We start from the raw sequence: 13536 nt of genomic DNA, 5'->3' as shown, positions 1-13536 counted from the left end.
CACCGCCGCCTGTGAACGCGCAAGCGCCTCAGGCGGCTCCCGCAATGGTTTGCGGCAGATGACACAAAGGAAGCTCAAGTGGCACGTTACCTCGGCCCCAAGGCCAAACTCTCCCGCCGTGAAGGCACGGACCTGTTCCTGAAGAGCGCCCGTCGCTCGATCGCCGACAAGTCCAAGTTCGACTCCAAGCCTGGTCAACACGGCCGCACCTCGGGTGCCCGTACCTCTGACTACGGTCTGCAACTGCGCGAAAAGCAGAAGGTCAAGCGCATGTACGGCGTGCTGGAAAAGCAATTCCGCCGTTACTTCGAAGCCGCTGAAGGCAAGAAGGGCAATACCGGCGCCAACCTGCTGTTCCTGCTGGAATCCCGCCTCGACAACGTCGTGTACCGCATGGGTTTCGGTTCGACCCGCGCTGAAGCCCGTCAGCTGGTGTCGCACAAGGCGATTACCGTGAACGGCAAGTCCGTGAACATTGCTTCCTACCTCGTGAAGACGGGTGACGTTGTGGCTGTGCGCGAAAAGTCGAAGAAGCAAAACCGCGTTGTGGAAGCCCTGCAACTGGCCGCACAAGTGGGTATGCCCGCCTGGGTGGAAGTGAATGCCGACAAGGCTGAAGGCATCTTCAAGAAGGTGCCTGACCGTGATGAGTTTGGCGCCGACATCAACGAATCCCTGATCGTTGAGTTGTATTCGCGCTAATCGCTCGGTACATATTTCGAGAAAACCGTCCCTGAACCGCGAGGCATCGCGGTTTAGGCGCTTCACCAGCCTTACCGGTGTAACGAGCTGGGGGTATTGAGAGGAAGTCTGAATGCAAACCAATTTGCTGAAACCCAAGGCGATCAATGTCGAGCAGCTTGGCCACAATCGTGCCAAGGTCGCACTGGAGCCGTTCGAGCGTGGGTACGGCCACACGCTGGGCAACGCCATCCGGCGCGTCCTGCTCTCGTCCATGGTGGGTTACGCAGCGACGGAAGTCACCATTGCAGGCGTTCTGCACGAGTACTCGTCCATCGATGGCGTTCAGGAAGATGTGGTCAACATCCTCTTGAACCTCAAGGGCGTGGTGTTCAAGCTGCACAACCGCGACGAAGTCACGCTGAGCCTGCGCAAGGATGGCGAAGGCGTGGTCACCGCGCGCGACATCCAGACGCCCCATGACGTCGAGATCGTCAACCCCGATCACGTGATTGCCAACCTGTCGGCAGGCGGCAAGCTGGACATGCAGATCAAGGTCGAGAAGGGCCGCGGCTACGTGCCTGGCAGCCTGCGCCGTTATGCTGACGAATCGACCAAGTCGATCGGCCGCATCGTGCTGGATGCTTCGTTCTCGCCCGTCAAGCGCGTGAGCTACACCGTGGAAAGCGCTCGCGTCGAGCAGCGTACCGACCTGGACAAGCTGGTGGTCGAGATCGAAACCAATGGTGCCATCACTGCCGAAGACGCAGTGCGTGCATCGGCCAAGATCCTGGTGGAACAGCTGGCTGTGTTTGCACAGCTGGAAGGTGGCGAGCTGGCTGCGTTCGACGCACCTGCAGGCCCACGCGGCAATGCCACGTTCGATCCGATCCTGCTGCGCCCTGTGGACGAGCTGGAACTGACCGTGCGTTCCGCCAACTGCCTGAAGGCCGAGAACATCTACTACATCGGTGACCTGATCCAGCGCACCGAGAATGAGCTGCTCAAGACCCCTAACCTGGGCCGCAAGTCGCTCAACGAGATCAAGGAAGTGCTCGCATCGCGTGGTCTCACGCTGGGCATGAAACTGGAAAACTGGCCACCAGCTGGCTTGGACAAGCGTTAAGTTATAATTTTCGGTTCCCCGCCGGGAACAGTGCCTCGGGCAGTACCTGATACGGCTGCCTGATTTAATTACTCAAAGGAAAGCACCATGCGCCACGGACACGGCCTCCGCAAACTCAACCGTACCAGCTCGCACCGCCTCGCGATGCTGCAGAACATGATGAATTCGCTCATCGAGCACGAAGTCATCAAGACCACCGTTCCCAAGGCCAAGGAACTGCGCCGCGTGATCGAGCCCATGATCACCCTGGCCAAGGAAGACTCCGTAGCAAACCGCCGTCTGGCATTCAACCGCTTGCGCGACCGTGATAGCGTGACCAAGCTCTTCAATGACCTGGGCCCTCGTTTCAAGGTGCGTCCCGGTGGCTATACCCGTATTCTGAAGATGGGCTTCCGTGTGGGCGATAACGCTCCCATGGCGCTGGTCGAATTGGTCGACCGTGCTGCTGAAACCGAAAATAATTCGGCAGCAGCTGAATAATAGGGTATAATTTATTTCTTACCGCGCGATGGAGCAGTCTGGTAGCTCGTTGGGCTCATAACCCAAAGGTCGGAGGTTCAAATCCTTCTCGCGCAACCAACATGGCAGGCCTCTGCTGAACAAAACGCCCACTACACAGTGGGCGTTTTTGTTTCTGCCTCTCGGACCGTGCGGGATTGGCACTCTGGCTTGCCAGGTGATTTCTTCCAACCCGGCAAATGGCCTTTCATGTCGCCGTCATCCGGCATGGCATGTTTTCACAAACGAGGGCCTGGCCCTGGGCTATCGGGGGAGCCTTGGTGTTTGCCGCAGGGCTGATCACAGCAGCTCCATGAGTTGGCTGACTGAGGCCGAGTTTTGTTGAGAGGCTGCAAAAAGCTGCCTTAACCTGACCCCTCGGCGATCCTGAGCCCGCCTGGAGGTCTTCGATCGTGGAGTCCTGCGCGGGGTGGCACCCGGCAAACTCATTTCCCGAACAGATCTGCCTTGGCAGCCTTGGTGATTGCTGCCACGCAGGGGTGCGTGATGCGTCGCTCCACAGAAATCGCAAAAAACTCCTCGACCAGTTCCGTCGTGCGGCCGATCACTTCGACACCAAACTGTGCGGTGGTTTCCTCATCCAGAACGGTCGGGGACGTGAAAACGCCACGGCCTTCGCGGCCGAAAGCATTCATCAACGCACTGTCGTCGAACTCACCCACGAGCCGTGGCTGCAATTGGTATTTGTTAAACCAGTGATCGAGCTGTTGGCGCACGGAAGACATGGGGCCTTGGATGAGCATGGGGGCGCCCTGGAGGCATTGGGGAAAGGACCCCTGTAGCTGCGTCTTCAGGCAAGGAGCGCAAAAAAAACTCATCCCACTGGTTCCTAGCGGGTGGTTGAACGCCTTGACGCCGATTTTTTTGGAAACGGGTTCATCGGCCAGCACCAGATCGAGTTTGTGCAGGCTCAGTTGGGCGATGAGTTCTGGAAATTTTCCTTCCTGGCAGGTCATGTGCACCTGTTCAGGCATGCCCAAGGCGGGTTCCAGAAGGTGATAGGCCACGGACTTCGCGATCGAGTCTGCAACCCCCACGCGAAATTCCAGCGGTTTGGCGTGGCCGCGGGAGAGGCGGATCGATTTTTCCAGCTCGTCCCCCAGCGTAAAAATCTGCTCCGCGTAACCCAGGGCGACACGACCCTCGCTGGTGAGCTCCAGCCCACGCCCCCGCTTGCGAAAGAGGTCGTGGCCTAGCCATTCCTCCAGCTGTTTGATCTGCCCAGAAAGCGTCTGGGGCGTGGTGTGCAGCTGCTCGCCTGCCCGCATCACCCCTCCGGCCTTTGCAACCGTCCAGAAATACCGCAGATGCTTGAAGTTCATGGTGATAAATGCTTCGTAAAAAACGATCAATCAACGTTGATAAAACGAATATACGCGAAGTATTAAACCGCCTACATTGAACGCTTGGCCCCTTTCCGCAGCCATTGGTGCTGCGGTCTGGAACTGTCAACGTTCACAAGGAGTAGCAACGATGCGGATTACCACCCGAGGACAACTTGCGGTATCGGCAATGACCGACCTGGCGCTGCGCCAGAAGATGCGGCCGGTAGCGCTTTCGACGATCAGCGCCCGGCAGGGTACCTCGCTGTCGTACCTGGAGCAGCTGTTCAGCGCCTTGCGCCGTGCCGGGCTCGTGGACAGCACACGCGGCCCGGGTGGCGGTTACACCCTTGCCCGAAACACAGACCAGATCTCAGTGGCCGAGATCATCCTGGCGGTCGAGAACCTCAAGACCGACGATCTGCAAAGCCTGGGTGCCGGCCAGGCTGCGCAAGTCAAGTCGATGACGGGCGAACTCTGGTCCACCTTCAACGCACGGGTGATGGAGTACTTGCAGTCGGTGACTTTGCAAGACCTTGTGGCGCAGCAGCATGCCAAGGGTGTGGTGGCCGAGGAAATGGCCCCTGCAGCCCCTCGCCCCAAGCTGAGCGCCAAGCCACGCCCCTTGATGGCGCGGGTGGGCGTGCCCAACTCGGTGTTCGCACTGGGTTCGATCCCGCTGCTGCAACGCCGTTGAGACCGCACACCGGTTGCGCTCTGCAGTTGCGGGCGCATGCCAGTGCTCCGGGGGCGGCTCTGGCCCGCCCTCCATCAGTTTTGCGTGCGCGGGGCTGCTACAGCTGCTGCGCGAGCTGCTTGATTCCCCGGATCAGCATCTCTACCGAGATGGCGACCAGGATCAGGCCCATCAGGCGTTCAAACGCCATCACCACGCGTTCGCCCACCAGGCGCTGGATGCGTTCTGCCATCAGCAACACCACGGCGCACACGGCCATGGTGACGCACAGCGCGCCCACCCATTCCCAGCGGCGTTCCGGCGCCTGGGCCACCAGCAGCATGACAGTGGCGAGCGCTGATGGGCCCGCCAAGGCAGGGATGGCCAGCGGCACGATCAAGGGTTCGCCCGGCAGCTCCGCCTGTGGGCCGTCAGCCGACGGAAAAATCATGCGCAGCGCGATCAGAAACAGCACCACCGCACCCGCAATCTGCAACGACAAATCGCTCAGGTTCATCACCTGCAGAAACTGCGCCCCGAAAAACAGAAACACCAGCAGCAGCGCAAACGCAATCAGCACCTCCCGCAGGATCACCCGCGCCCGGCGCTCGGGCGCCACGCCGCGCAGGGCGTTGGCAAAGATGGGGATGTTGCCGAGCGGATCGGTGATCAGCAGGAGCAGGATGGTGGCGGACGCGAAGGTGTAGCTCACGATGCGTACACCGCGTCCAGTGAGCGAAAGCCCTTGATCTCGATCGGATTGCCGCTGGGGTCGTGGAAGAACATCGTCCACTGTTCGCCGGGCTGGCCTTCAAAGCGCACCTGCGGCTCCAGCACGAAGGCGGTGCCGGCGGCCTTCAGCCGTGCGGCCAGCGCATGCCAGTCGGGCAATTCCATGATGGCGCCAAAGTGCGGCATGGGTACCAGGTGGTCGCCCACATGGCCGGTGCGGGCACTGGCAAACGGGGTGCCCAAGTGCAACGAGATCTGGTGGCCAAAAAAATCGAAGTCCACCCAGGTATCGGTGCTTCGGCCTTCCTGGCAGCCCAGCACGCCGCCATAAAAGCGGCGCGCGGCATCCAGGTCGGTGACGTGAAAGGCGAGGTGAAAGAGGCTGCGCATCCCGCAAAGGATAGCAGCCAAGGCTGCGCTGCGGGCGCGGCCTGGAGGCCTGTCAGGCGACCGACGGGTCGGCGGCCATGTTGTCAAATTTCTTGAAATACTGGCGCGCCATGGCCACCAGTTGGGCGTCGGTCGGGTGGTCTGCAGCCACAGAGTCCACCACCACATCGGCCACCGCAGCATGGTGCTTAGCCGCCCAGTCGCGGAACTGGTTGCGTACCAGGCCCGGGCCAGCCAGCAGCACTTCACGCGTGTCGGCCAAGGCCTGGGCGACGTCGGCAAAGAAAGCGGTGAGGTCGTCGGCTTTGCCCTGGTGCTTGTGGTGGCTGCGGGACTTGATGCGCTGGGCCTCGGCATGCTCGCGGTCGAACATCACCACGTGGGCTTCGGACTGGTCCATCCAGACTACTGCGTGAAAAGTGCTCATGAATCGGCTTTCTTGAAGTGACGAAAAAAACGGGGAAAGAAGGGAAAAGGGGCCTGAATGCGTGAGCGAACTCACGCAGCACGGCGGTGTTGCTCGGCCTTTTCCTGGCAATGCACGCAGCGTGCGGCCTCGGGGGTGGCGTGCAGGCGTGCGGCGGTGATGTGGGTGCCACAGTCTGTGCATTCGCCGTACGTACCCGCTTCAATGCGGGCCAAAGCGGCTTCCACGGCGGCCAGGTGGGTGGTTTCGCGCTCGTCCAGCGCAAACTCCAGTTCACGCTCGGTGGCGAGCTGGGCACGCGGGTCCTCGGGCTGACCAAAGTGGTCGGCAGCGGCCTCGGCGCGGCCGATGACGCCCCCGCGCTGCGCGGCCAACTGGGCCAGCAGCTCGGATTGCTGGGCCAGCAATTGTTGGCGGAATGGGGCGGCCTGGGTCTTGTCCATGCGGTGTCTCCTCAAGGGTGATCGGATACCTGCATGGTGCGCTTGTGCGCGATGACCTCGGTTGACCAAGGTCAAGGGATGAAGACCCAGCGCCTGGGGGCGGGTTTAGAACAGGGTCTTAGCGCTTGGGCGGCCGCGCCAGCATTTCAGCGGTGTTGGTCTTGCGATCGGCGTTCACGCGCTGCACGTGGGGGCGCTCTGCCATGCGCGTGAGGTACTCGCGCACAGGCAGATCGGCCAGGTAGTCGCGGCCGTAGATGATCTTGGTGGCCGAGCTGACCAGCGGCAGGTGCACGATGGCGGCGCAGTCGGCCAGGGTGAAGGCGTCGCCGCCCACGTAGGGGCTGAACTTCGCAAGCTGACCGAAGGCGGCAATGTTTTTCTCAAGCTGCGCTCCCACTTTTTCCTTGGCGGTGTCGCTCACGGTTCCGCCAAAAAACGCCTGGGGATACAGGTTGCGAGCCACCAGCTCCAGATGCAACTCCAGAAAGGTGATCAGCTCGCGCACCTTGGCGGCCTGGTAGGGGTTGGCGGGGATCAGCGCTGGCTGTGGGTGGGCTGCCTCGATGTAGTCCGCCATCACGGCCGATTCGCACAGCGGCCCCTCGGGCGTGCGCAGGTAGGGCACCTTGCCCAGCGGGCTGGCGCTGCGGTCGGTCTCGCCCACCCAGGCCAGTTCTTCGGTGAAGGGCAGGCCCTTTTCGAGCAAGGCGAGTTTGATCTTGTTGTAGTAGTTGCTGGCCGAAAAGCCGCAGAGTGTGAGCATGGTGGCGTCTCCGTTGTGGTGGTGAATGCAGCACGCATCCTAGGTGGGGGCGGGGGCGCAGTCCGTCGCGCAGATGACCCCGGTCAAGGGGTGCGCACCCAGGCCCCCTACAATTCGCACCCATGCCCTCCCTGCAAACCATTCGCAGCCTTCGCTGGCTCGCCCGCCTTGTGCTGGCGTGGTTTGTGTTGTCCATCGGCGTGGCGGTAGCGTCGCCGCTGGTCAATCCGCAGGCGATGGAACTGATCTGTTCGGGCTCGGGCGCCATCAAGCTGCTGGTCAAGACCGATGACGGCGCCAAGGAGATGTCCAGCCACACGCTGGACTGCCCCCTGTGCGCGCATGTCGGCGCTCCGCCTCCCGTGTCGCAGGCCCAGCTGCCTGTGGTCCACCCCCTGGCGCATGCCCTGCGCCCCATTCCTGCCGCTCACATTGCTGCGCGCACCGCCGCGCCGCTGCCGCCGCGTGGGCCCCCCGCCTTCTCCTGAAATTGCTATATTTTTAATAGCTGTTTGCGCTTGATGGATAAGCGCTGGCAGCCTATTTGGCTCGAAATTCAGGAGTTCCCATGCGCAAAAGTCGCATGGCGCTGGCCGTGGCCAGTGCCTTTCCCCTCGCACTCTGCGTGGGCGTTTCCGCGTTGGCCCAGACCGCCGACAGCACTGGCAACAGCAATGCCCCCGTCAAGGAACTGGGCGTGGTCACCATCAGCGGCGGCCAGCCCACCTCGCTGCCCACGCAGATTCCCACCACCATCGAGGGCGTGACGCGCGAGCAGATCGAGCATTCGATCAACGCCACCGACAGCGAAGACGCCCTCAAGTACCTGCCCAGCCTGCTGGTGCGCAAGCGCTACATCGGCGACTACAACCACGCCGTGCTATCCACGCGCGCCTCGGGCACGGGCAACCCGGCACGCTCCATGGTGTTTGCCGACGGCATTCTGCTGAGCAATTACCTCGGCAACGGCCCCACCAACGCGCCGCGCTGGATGCTGGTCACGCCCGAGGAGATCGAGCGCGTGGACGTGCTCTACGGCCCGTTTTCGGCCGCCTACGCAGGCAACTCGGTGGGCGCGGTGGTGGATTACGTCACGCGCATGCCGACGAAGTTTGAAGCCCACGGTCAGGTCAGCTACCAGCACCAGCCCTTTGACCTCTACAACACCAATGCCACTTACGCGGGCAAGCAGGTCAGCGCGTCCGTCGGCAACAAGAACGGCGACTGGTCCTGGTTCCTCAACTTCAACAAGACCGACAGCGAGGGCCAGCCGCTCACCTTCCCCACGCGCCTTGTGTCTGCAGGCGCCGTGGGCAATGCAGGCACGCCGGTGACGGGCGCGGTGCTGGGCAACAACCGCAGCAACCAGCCTTGGTACCTGCTGGGCACTGCCACCCAGTACCACACGCAGCAAGACCACATCAAGGCCAAGATCGCCTACGACTTCTCGCCCACCGTGCGCGCCGCCTACACCTTTGGCTGGTGGCACAACGCATCCGAGGGGCGGCCCACCAGCTACCTGCGCGACGCCAACGGCAATGCGGTGTACGGCGGCACGGTCAACATCAATGGCCGCTCGTTTGCGCTCGCGCCTACGGACTTCAATGTGTCCAACGAAGACCTCACGCATTTCATGCACGGCCTGTCGCTCAAGAGCCGCACGCAGGGCGTGTTTGACTGGGAAGTGGCCGCCAGCCTGTACGACTACCAGACCGACACCCTGCGCGCTGCCACCGTCGCGCTGCCTGCAGCGCTCAACGGCGGGGCAGGGCGCATCGTCAACAACAAGGGCACGGGCTGGAACACGCTGGCCGCCAAAGGCACCTGGCGGCCCGATGGGGTGCAGGGCGCGCACATCGTGGACTTTGGCCTGCAGCGCGACAGCTACCAGCTGCGCACCGTGGAGAACGCCACGACGAACTGGATCAGCGGTGATGCAGGCGCCCGCAACCAGGCCTTCAACGGCGACACCCAGCTCATTGGCTTGTGGGCGCAAGACACCTGGAAGATTGCGCCGAAGTGGAAGGCCGTTCTGGGCGCCCGCGCCGAGCGCTGGAGCGCCAGCAACGGCCAGACCGGCAATGCCACCACCACCGTGAGCCACCCCGAGCGCAACGAAACCTACTTCTCGCCCAAGGCTGCGGTGGCTTACCAGGCCAACGACCTGTGGGTGCTCAAGGCCTCCACTGGCCGCGCGGTGCGCATGCCCACCGTGGCCGAGCTGTACCAGGGCGGCATCAGCGGCAGCGGCACGCTCATCAACAACGACCCGAACCTGAAGCCTGAAAAAAGCTGGACCACCGAGCTGACCGCCGAGCGCGACATGGGCAACGGTTTGCTGCGCCTCACAGCGTTCTTTGAGCGCACGAAAGACGCGTTGTATTCCCAGACCAATGTGCTCGTCACACCCAACGTGACCAACGTGCAGAACGTGGACGCCATCCTCACCAAGGGCTTGGAACTGTCGTACCAGGCAACCAATGTCTTCATGCGCGGGCTGGAGCTGGGCAGCAGCCTGACCTGGACGGACTCCAAGATCACTCGCAACGACAAGTTCCCCGCCAGCGTGGGCAAGTGGCAGCCGCGCATCCCCGAGTGGCGCGCCAGCGCCGTGGCCACGTACCGGCCGGATGACAAGTGGTCGTACACCCTGGGCGCGCGCTACAGCGGCAGGCAGTACAGCACGCTGGATAACACCGACGTGAACGGTTTTGCCTACCAGGGCGCCAGCCGCTACTTCACCACTGACGTGCGCGTGCGCTACCAGATCACCAAGCAGGTCAGCGCGGCCGTGGGCATCGACAACCTGAACAACTACCAGTTCTGGAACTTCCACCCCTACCCGCAGCGCACTTACCTCGCTGAGCTCAAGGTCAGTCTCTGAAAGGAATACATCCCATGTCTCTGAATACTATGAAAAAGATAGCTTTAATCGCTTTGCTGTCAGGCGCAGGAGGCCTTTTTGGCTCTGCATCCGCCCATGTGGTGCTCGAATACCAGGTCGCCCCGGCGGGCGCAGGCTACAAGGCCACATTCAAGGTGGGCCACGGCTGCGGTGCGTCGCCCACGCGGCAGATCGCGGTGGACATCCCGGCGGGCATGCGTGGCGCGCGCCCCATGCCCAAGCCGGGCTGGACGCTCGATGTACAGCGCGAAAAGCTCGCTCAGCCCTATACCAGCCACGGCCGCAGCATCACCGAAGACGTGGTGCGTGTGACCTGGACGGCGAAGACGCCGGACGACATGCTGCAAAGCGCGCACTACGATGAGTTCGCGCTCGTGGCCCAGGCGCCCGAGCAGGCCGGCACCGTGTACTGGCCTGTGCGCCAGGTGTGTGCGGAAGGCAAAAACGACTGGACCGAGGTGCCCAAGGCGGGCCAAAAACTCTCGGACCTGAAGTCCCCCGCTGCAGCGCTGGAGATTCTGCCCACGGGCGGCGCCGCTGCCCACCATCATTGATAGTCCGGCCCACGGCCTGTACTCCCTTTCCCGTCCCTCTTCCCTTCTTCGCTTCTTCTCGTTCTCTCACTCACCGAAAGGCATCCATCATGAAAAAACTGCTTCACACCGCCGCCCTGGTTTCCACTCTAGCCGCTGTACTCGCCAGCGCCCCCGCATGGGCACAGACCGCCGCTGTCAAAGTCGAAGGTGCTTGGGCGCGCGCCAGCGTGCAGGGCCAGAAGGCCACCGGTGCGTTCATGCGCCTCACCGCCCAGGACGGCGCCCGCCTGGTGCGCGCCGAGTCGCCCGCTGCGGGCATCACCGAAGTGCACGAGATGAAGATGGAAGGCGACATCATGAAGATGCGCGCCGTGCCTGCGCTTGACCTGCCTGCGGGTAAGACGGTGGAGCTCAAGCCCGGTGGCTACCACGTCATGCTGCTGGACCTGAAGGCTCCGCTGGCCAAAGGCGCTTCGGTGCCACTCACCCTGGTGTTTCAGGACGCCAAGGGCGTGGAAAGCAAGCTCGACCTCACGGTGCCCGTGGGCACGGCAGCACCCGGTGGTGCCACCGCAGGCACCATGATGAATGGGCATAAACACTGACATCTCCGCATCGGCGGCCGCTTCGCCTGCGCAACGCATTGGAGTAAGCTGTGACTCCACCACAGACTACCCTCGTCCACCTCTTGCGGAGCGGCCATGAGCGATACATCGAATTTCGGTTTCGGCAAACTTGTCCCCGGTTTTGACTTTCTGCAGAGCCTGGCCAAGGGTGCGTCCAGCAGCATTCCGCAGTTGCCCAACCTCAGCAACTGGGTGGCGCCCACCATCAGCGTCGAAGAGCTGGAAAAGCGTATCGACGAACTCAAGGCCGTGCAGTTCTGGCTGGAGCAGAACTCGCGCGCGCTGGCCGCCACCATCCAGGCGCTGGAAGTGCAGAAGATGACCTTGGCCACCCTGAAGGGCATGAACTTCAGCATGGGGGACGTGGCCAACGCCTTCAAGCTCAAGACGGCTGACACCGTGATGAGCGGCGTACAGAAAGCCGCCGACACCGTGACGGGCGCCGCCGAGGCTGTGGCTGGTGCCGCCGCCCGCGCTACGGGACGTGTGAGTGCTGCCGAAGAAGAAGCCGAAGACGAGGGTGACGACGCCGAACCCGCTGCCCCGCCTGCCAAGGCCAAAACAAAAGGCAGCAAGGCATCGGCCGCTGCCGCGCCCACCGTGGTGGACCCCATGCAGTGGTGGGGCGCACTCACCGGTCAGTTCCAGCAGATCGCCGCCAACGCCATGAAGGATGCGGCCAAGCAGACCGCCATCGACACCACCAAGAACATGGCCACGGGCCTCGCCAAGGAAGCCCTCAAGACAGCCACCGGCATGGCCAGCCAGTTTGCCGCCAAGGGCATGCAGACCATGCAGGGCGGTGCCAAGCGCGCCGCTGCATCGGGCACCGCCAAGAAGACCGCCGCTGCCAAGAAGCCTGCAGCCCGCAAAACCCCGGCAAAACCCGCCGCCAAGAAGGCCAGCGGCAGCACCCGCAGCCCAGCCGCCCGCAAGCGAGCGGGCTGACGCCAACGTGGGCGGGTGTGACAACCCGCAGGTGGTGCAATATCTGCCCGCCACCGCCCTGGCATGGAGATCACCACCATGAAACTATTTCCCACTGGCCATGCCACCCACCCCCAATGGCGCATGGCCGCCGCGCTGGTGCTGGCGCAGCTGCGCGCCCAGATGGCGTTGCCCGACTACGCTGCTGCGCCCACCCTGGGCCTGCTCTACATTACCGACCACTATGGCAACGACGCCCAGGCGCTGCTCGACTACCTGAGCGGCGAACTGCCCGAGGTCACCGACTGGAGCGGCACCGTGGGGGTGGGCGTGTCGGCCAACAACGCCGAGTACTTTGACGAGCCCGCGCTGTCGGTCATGCTGCTGGATGTGCCCGCAGACCAGTACCGCGTGTTCTCGGGCGTGGCGCCGCTGCCCACGCATGCGCCACACCCGGGCAGTGGGTTTGTGGCCCATACCGCCCTGGTGCATGCCGATGGCCGCACGCCCGAACTGGCCGAGTTGCTGACCGAGATGGCTGCACGCACCGACACGGGCTACCTGTTTGGTGGCCTCTCTGCCAGCCGCACCAGCAGTGTGCAGTTTGCCGTGGGTGGCGACGGCAACATGGCCGGGCAGGGCGGTGCCAGCGGGGTGTTTGACGGTGGCCTGTCGGGCGTGGCGTTTGGTGCCGGGGTGGCGCTGGTGTCGCGCGTTACGCAGGGCTGCCAGCCCGTGGGCGCGCTGCGCACGATCACCGCCGCGCAGGACAACGTGGTGCTAGCGCTCGATGGCGAGCCCGCGCTGGACGTGCTGCTCGATACGCTGCAGGTGTCGCTGGATGGTGGCGACCCGCAGCCCGCGCTGCGCAAGGTGCGCGCCACGCTGGCCGGGCTGGTCAGCGCGGGCGAGCAGCCCCAGGGCCAGCGCCGCACGGGCCACTTTGGTACCGACACACGCGTGCGCCACATCGTGGGGCTGGACGGCAGCCGCCGGGGCGTGGCCCTGGCCGACCATGTGGAGCCGGGCATGCACCTGGCGTTCTGTCAGCGCAACGTGGCAGCGGCGCGTGCCGACCTCATGCGCATCTGCGCCGAGATCCGCGAAGAACTCTCGCCCGAAGAGCTGGAGCCCGCGTCGCTGGTGTCGTCGTCCAGCGCGGATGGCGAGATGGCAGCTGCCAACAGCGCCTCAGGCGCCAGCGCGGCGCCCCAGGCAGGGCGGCGAATCTGTGGGGCTATCTATGTGAGCTGTTCGGGCCGGGGCGGCCCGCATTTTGGCGGGCCCAGCGCCGAGCTGCAGATCGTGCGCCACGCGCTGGGTGACGTGCCGCTGGCCGGGTTCTTTGCCGGTGGAGAAATTGCGCACCACCACTTGTATGGTTACACCGGGGTGCTCACAGTTTTCGTTGACGACGACCCGCACGCCCGCTGAGCGACTGAGCCGCTTCGCCCGCAGAG

At 63.4% G+C, this 13536-nt stretch carries 16 protein-coding genes and 1 tRNA gene; 11 read left to right on the top strand and 6 right to left on the bottom strand.

The genetic code is table 11. The annotated features are described in order from the left end of the window. Positions 1–78 precede the first annotated feature (78 nt). The 4 genes from rpsD to ACT89O_RS22175 all read left to right on the top strand — a co-directional run bounded on the left by rpsD (position 79) and on the right by ACT89O_RS22175 (position 2386). On the top strand, positions 79–702 hold the full coding sequence (gene rpsD, locus ACT89O_RS22190) for a 30S ribosomal protein S4 (protein WP_055395681.1): 624 nt from the start codon (positions 79–81) through the stop codon (positions 700–702). Between the two features lie 112 nt (positions 703–814). Beyond that, positions 815–1807 carry a DNA-directed RNA polymerase subunit alpha gene (locus ACT89O_RS22185; protein ID WP_008906514.1) on the top strand — a complete coding sequence of 331 codons (993 nt, stop codon included), beginning with the start codon at positions 815–817 and terminating at the stop codon, positions 1805–1807. An 87-nt stretch (positions 1808–1894) separates the two neighbouring features. Next, on the top strand, positions 1895–2287 hold the full coding sequence (gene rplQ / locus ACT89O_RS22180) for a 50S ribosomal protein L17 (protein WP_008906513.1): 393 nt from the start codon (positions 1895–1897) through the stop codon (positions 2285–2287). A 22-nt stretch (positions 2288–2309) separates the two neighbouring features. Next, a tRNA-Met gene (locus tag ACT89O_RS22175) sits at positions 2310–2386 on the top strand. Between the two features lie 365 nt (positions 2387–2751). Here the strand turns inward: ACT89O_RS22175 and nhaR are convergent. Then, complete coding sequence (gene nhaR / locus ACT89O_RS22170) at positions 2752–3648, bottom strand: transcriptional activator NhaR (protein WP_487261209.1); 897 nt, start codon at positions 3646–3648, stop codon at positions 2752–2754. 151 nt (positions 3649–3799) lie between these two features. Here nhaR and ACT89O_RS22165 point away from each other — a divergent pair, with 151 nt between their 5' ends. Then, complete coding sequence (locus ACT89O_RS22165; RefSeq protein ID WP_055395341.1) at positions 3800–4345, top strand: Rrf2 family transcriptional regulator; 546 nt, start codon at positions 3800–3802, stop codon at positions 4343–4345. 97 nt (positions 4346–4442) lie between these two features. Here the strand turns inward: ACT89O_RS22165 and ACT89O_RS22160 are convergent, their stop codons facing one another. The 5 genes from ACT89O_RS22160 to ACT89O_RS22140 form a co-directional block, all read right to left on the bottom strand. After that, on the bottom strand, positions 4443–5036 hold the full coding sequence (locus ACT89O_RS22160) for a MarC family protein (protein ID WP_055395343.1): 594 nt from the start codon (positions 5034–5036) through the stop codon (positions 4443–4445). Beyond that, a complete protein-coding gene (locus ACT89O_RS22155) occupies positions 5033–5446 on the bottom strand; it encodes a VOC family protein (protein WP_487261208.1) in 414 nt (137 codons plus the stop codon). Before ACT89O_RS22155 ends, ACT89O_RS22160 begins: the two co-directional genes overlap by 4 nt. Before the next feature lie 52 nt (positions 5447–5498). After that, entirely contained in the window at positions 5499–5873 is a 375-nt protein-coding gene (locus tag ACT89O_RS22150) for a hypothetical protein (RefSeq protein WP_121421387.1), read from the bottom strand. Between the two features lie 71 nt (positions 5874–5944). After that, positions 5945–6316, bottom strand: a complete 372-nt coding sequence (locus ACT89O_RS22145; protein ID WP_055395348.1) for a TraR/DksA family transcriptional regulator — start codon at positions 6314–6316, stop codon at positions 5945–5947. A 118-nt stretch (positions 6317–6434) separates the two neighbouring features. Then, entirely contained in the window at positions 6435–7082 is a 648-nt protein-coding gene (locus tag ACT89O_RS22140; protein WP_055395350.1) for a glutathione S-transferase, read from the bottom strand. Between the two features lie 122 nt (positions 7083–7204). Here ACT89O_RS22140 and ACT89O_RS22135 point away from each other — a divergent pair, with 122 nt between their 5' ends. The 6 genes from ACT89O_RS22135 to ACT89O_RS22110 all read left to right on the top strand — a co-directional run bounded on the left by ACT89O_RS22135 (position 7205) and on the right by ACT89O_RS22110 (position 13510). Further along, on the top strand, positions 7205–7570 hold the full coding sequence (locus ACT89O_RS22135; protein WP_055395352.1) for a DUF2946 family protein: 366 nt from the start codon (positions 7205–7207) through the stop codon (positions 7568–7570). Between the two features lie 80 nt (positions 7571–7650). Further along, entirely contained in the window at positions 7651–9966 is a 2316-nt protein-coding gene (locus ACT89O_RS22130) for a TonB-dependent receptor (protein ID WP_487261207.1), read from the top strand. Positions 9967–9980: 14 nt separating this feature from the next. Then, positions 9981–10541: a YcnI family copper-binding membrane protein gene (locus ACT89O_RS22125; RefSeq protein WP_487261206.1), complete on the top strand. Its 561-nt coding sequence runs from the start codon at positions 9981–9983 to the stop codon at positions 10539–10541. Between the two features lie 89 nt (positions 10542–10630). Continuing rightward, on the top strand, positions 10631–11128 hold the full coding sequence (locus tag ACT89O_RS22120; protein WP_055395359.1) for a copper chaperone PCu(A)C: 498 nt from the start codon (positions 10631–10633) through the stop codon (positions 11126–11128). 96 nt (positions 11129–11224) lie between these two features. Beyond that, complete coding sequence (locus ACT89O_RS22115) at positions 11225–12097, top strand: PhaM family polyhydroxyalkanoate granule multifunctional regulatory protein (protein ID WP_487261205.1); 873 nt, start codon at positions 11225–11227, stop codon at positions 12095–12097. A 78-nt stretch (positions 12098–12175) separates the two neighbouring features. Next, on the top strand, positions 12176–13510 hold the full coding sequence (locus tag ACT89O_RS22110) for an FIST signal transduction protein (RefSeq protein WP_228899136.1): 1335 nt from the start codon (positions 12176–12178) through the stop codon (positions 13508–13510). The last annotated feature ends 26 nt before the right edge of the window (positions 13511–13536 follow it).

The sequence above is a fragment of the Acidovorax sp. NN32 genome (genome assembly GCF_057597245.1).
This window is presented reverse-complemented; position numbering and strand designations above follow the sequence as displayed.

Excerpts from the sequence above, each read along its gene's own strand:
- ACT89O_RS22185 (WP_008906514.1), top strand. The coding sequence starts at position 815 with ATGCAAACCAATTTGCTGAAACCCAAGGCGATCAATGTCGAGCAGCTT.
- rplQ (WP_008906513.1), top strand. The coding sequence starts at position 1,895 with ATGCGCCACGGACACGGCCTCCGCAAACTCAACCGTACCAGCTCGCAC.
- nhaR (WP_487261209.1), bottom strand. The coding sequence starts at position 3,648 with ATGAACTTCAAGCATCTGCGGTATTTCTGGACGGTTGCAAAGGCCGGA.
- ACT89O_RS22165 (WP_055395341.1), top strand. The coding sequence starts at position 3,800 with ATGCGGATTACCACCCGAGGACAACTTGCGGTATCGGCAATGACCGAC.
- ACT89O_RS22155 (WP_487261208.1), bottom strand. The coding sequence starts at position 5,446 with ATGCGCAGCCTCTTTCACCTCGCCTTTCACGTCACCGACCTGGATGCC.
- ACT89O_RS22150 (WP_121421387.1), bottom strand. The coding sequence starts at position 5,873 with ATGAGCACTTTTCACGCAGTAGTCTGGATGGACCAGTCCGAAGCCCAC.
- ACT89O_RS22145 (WP_055395348.1), bottom strand. The coding sequence starts at position 6,316 with ATGGACAAGACCCAGGCCGCCCCATTCCGCCAACAATTGCTGGCCCAG.
- ACT89O_RS22140 (WP_055395350.1), bottom strand. The coding sequence starts at position 7,082 with ATGCTCACACTCTGCGGCTTTTCGGCCAGCAACTACTACAACAAGATC.
- ACT89O_RS22135 (WP_055395352.1), top strand. The coding sequence starts at position 7,205 with ATGCCCTCCCTGCAAACCATTCGCAGCCTTCGCTGGCTCGCCCGCCTT.
- ACT89O_RS22130 (WP_487261207.1), top strand. The coding sequence starts at position 7,651 with ATGCGCAAAAGTCGCATGGCGCTGGCCGTGGCCAGTGCCTTTCCCCTC.
- ACT89O_RS22125 (WP_487261206.1), top strand. The coding sequence starts at position 9,981 with ATGTCTCTGAATACTATGAAAAAGATAGCTTTAATCGCTTTGCTGTCA.
- ACT89O_RS22120 (WP_055395359.1), top strand. The coding sequence starts at position 10,631 with ATGAAAAAACTGCTTCACACCGCCGCCCTGGTTTCCACTCTAGCCGCT.
- ACT89O_RS22115 (WP_487261205.1), top strand. The coding sequence starts at position 11,225 with ATGAGCGATACATCGAATTTCGGTTTCGGCAAACTTGTCCCCGGTTTT.
- ACT89O_RS22110 (WP_228899136.1), top strand. The coding sequence starts at position 12,176 with ATGAAACTATTTCCCACTGGCCATGCCACCCACCCCCAATGGCGCATG.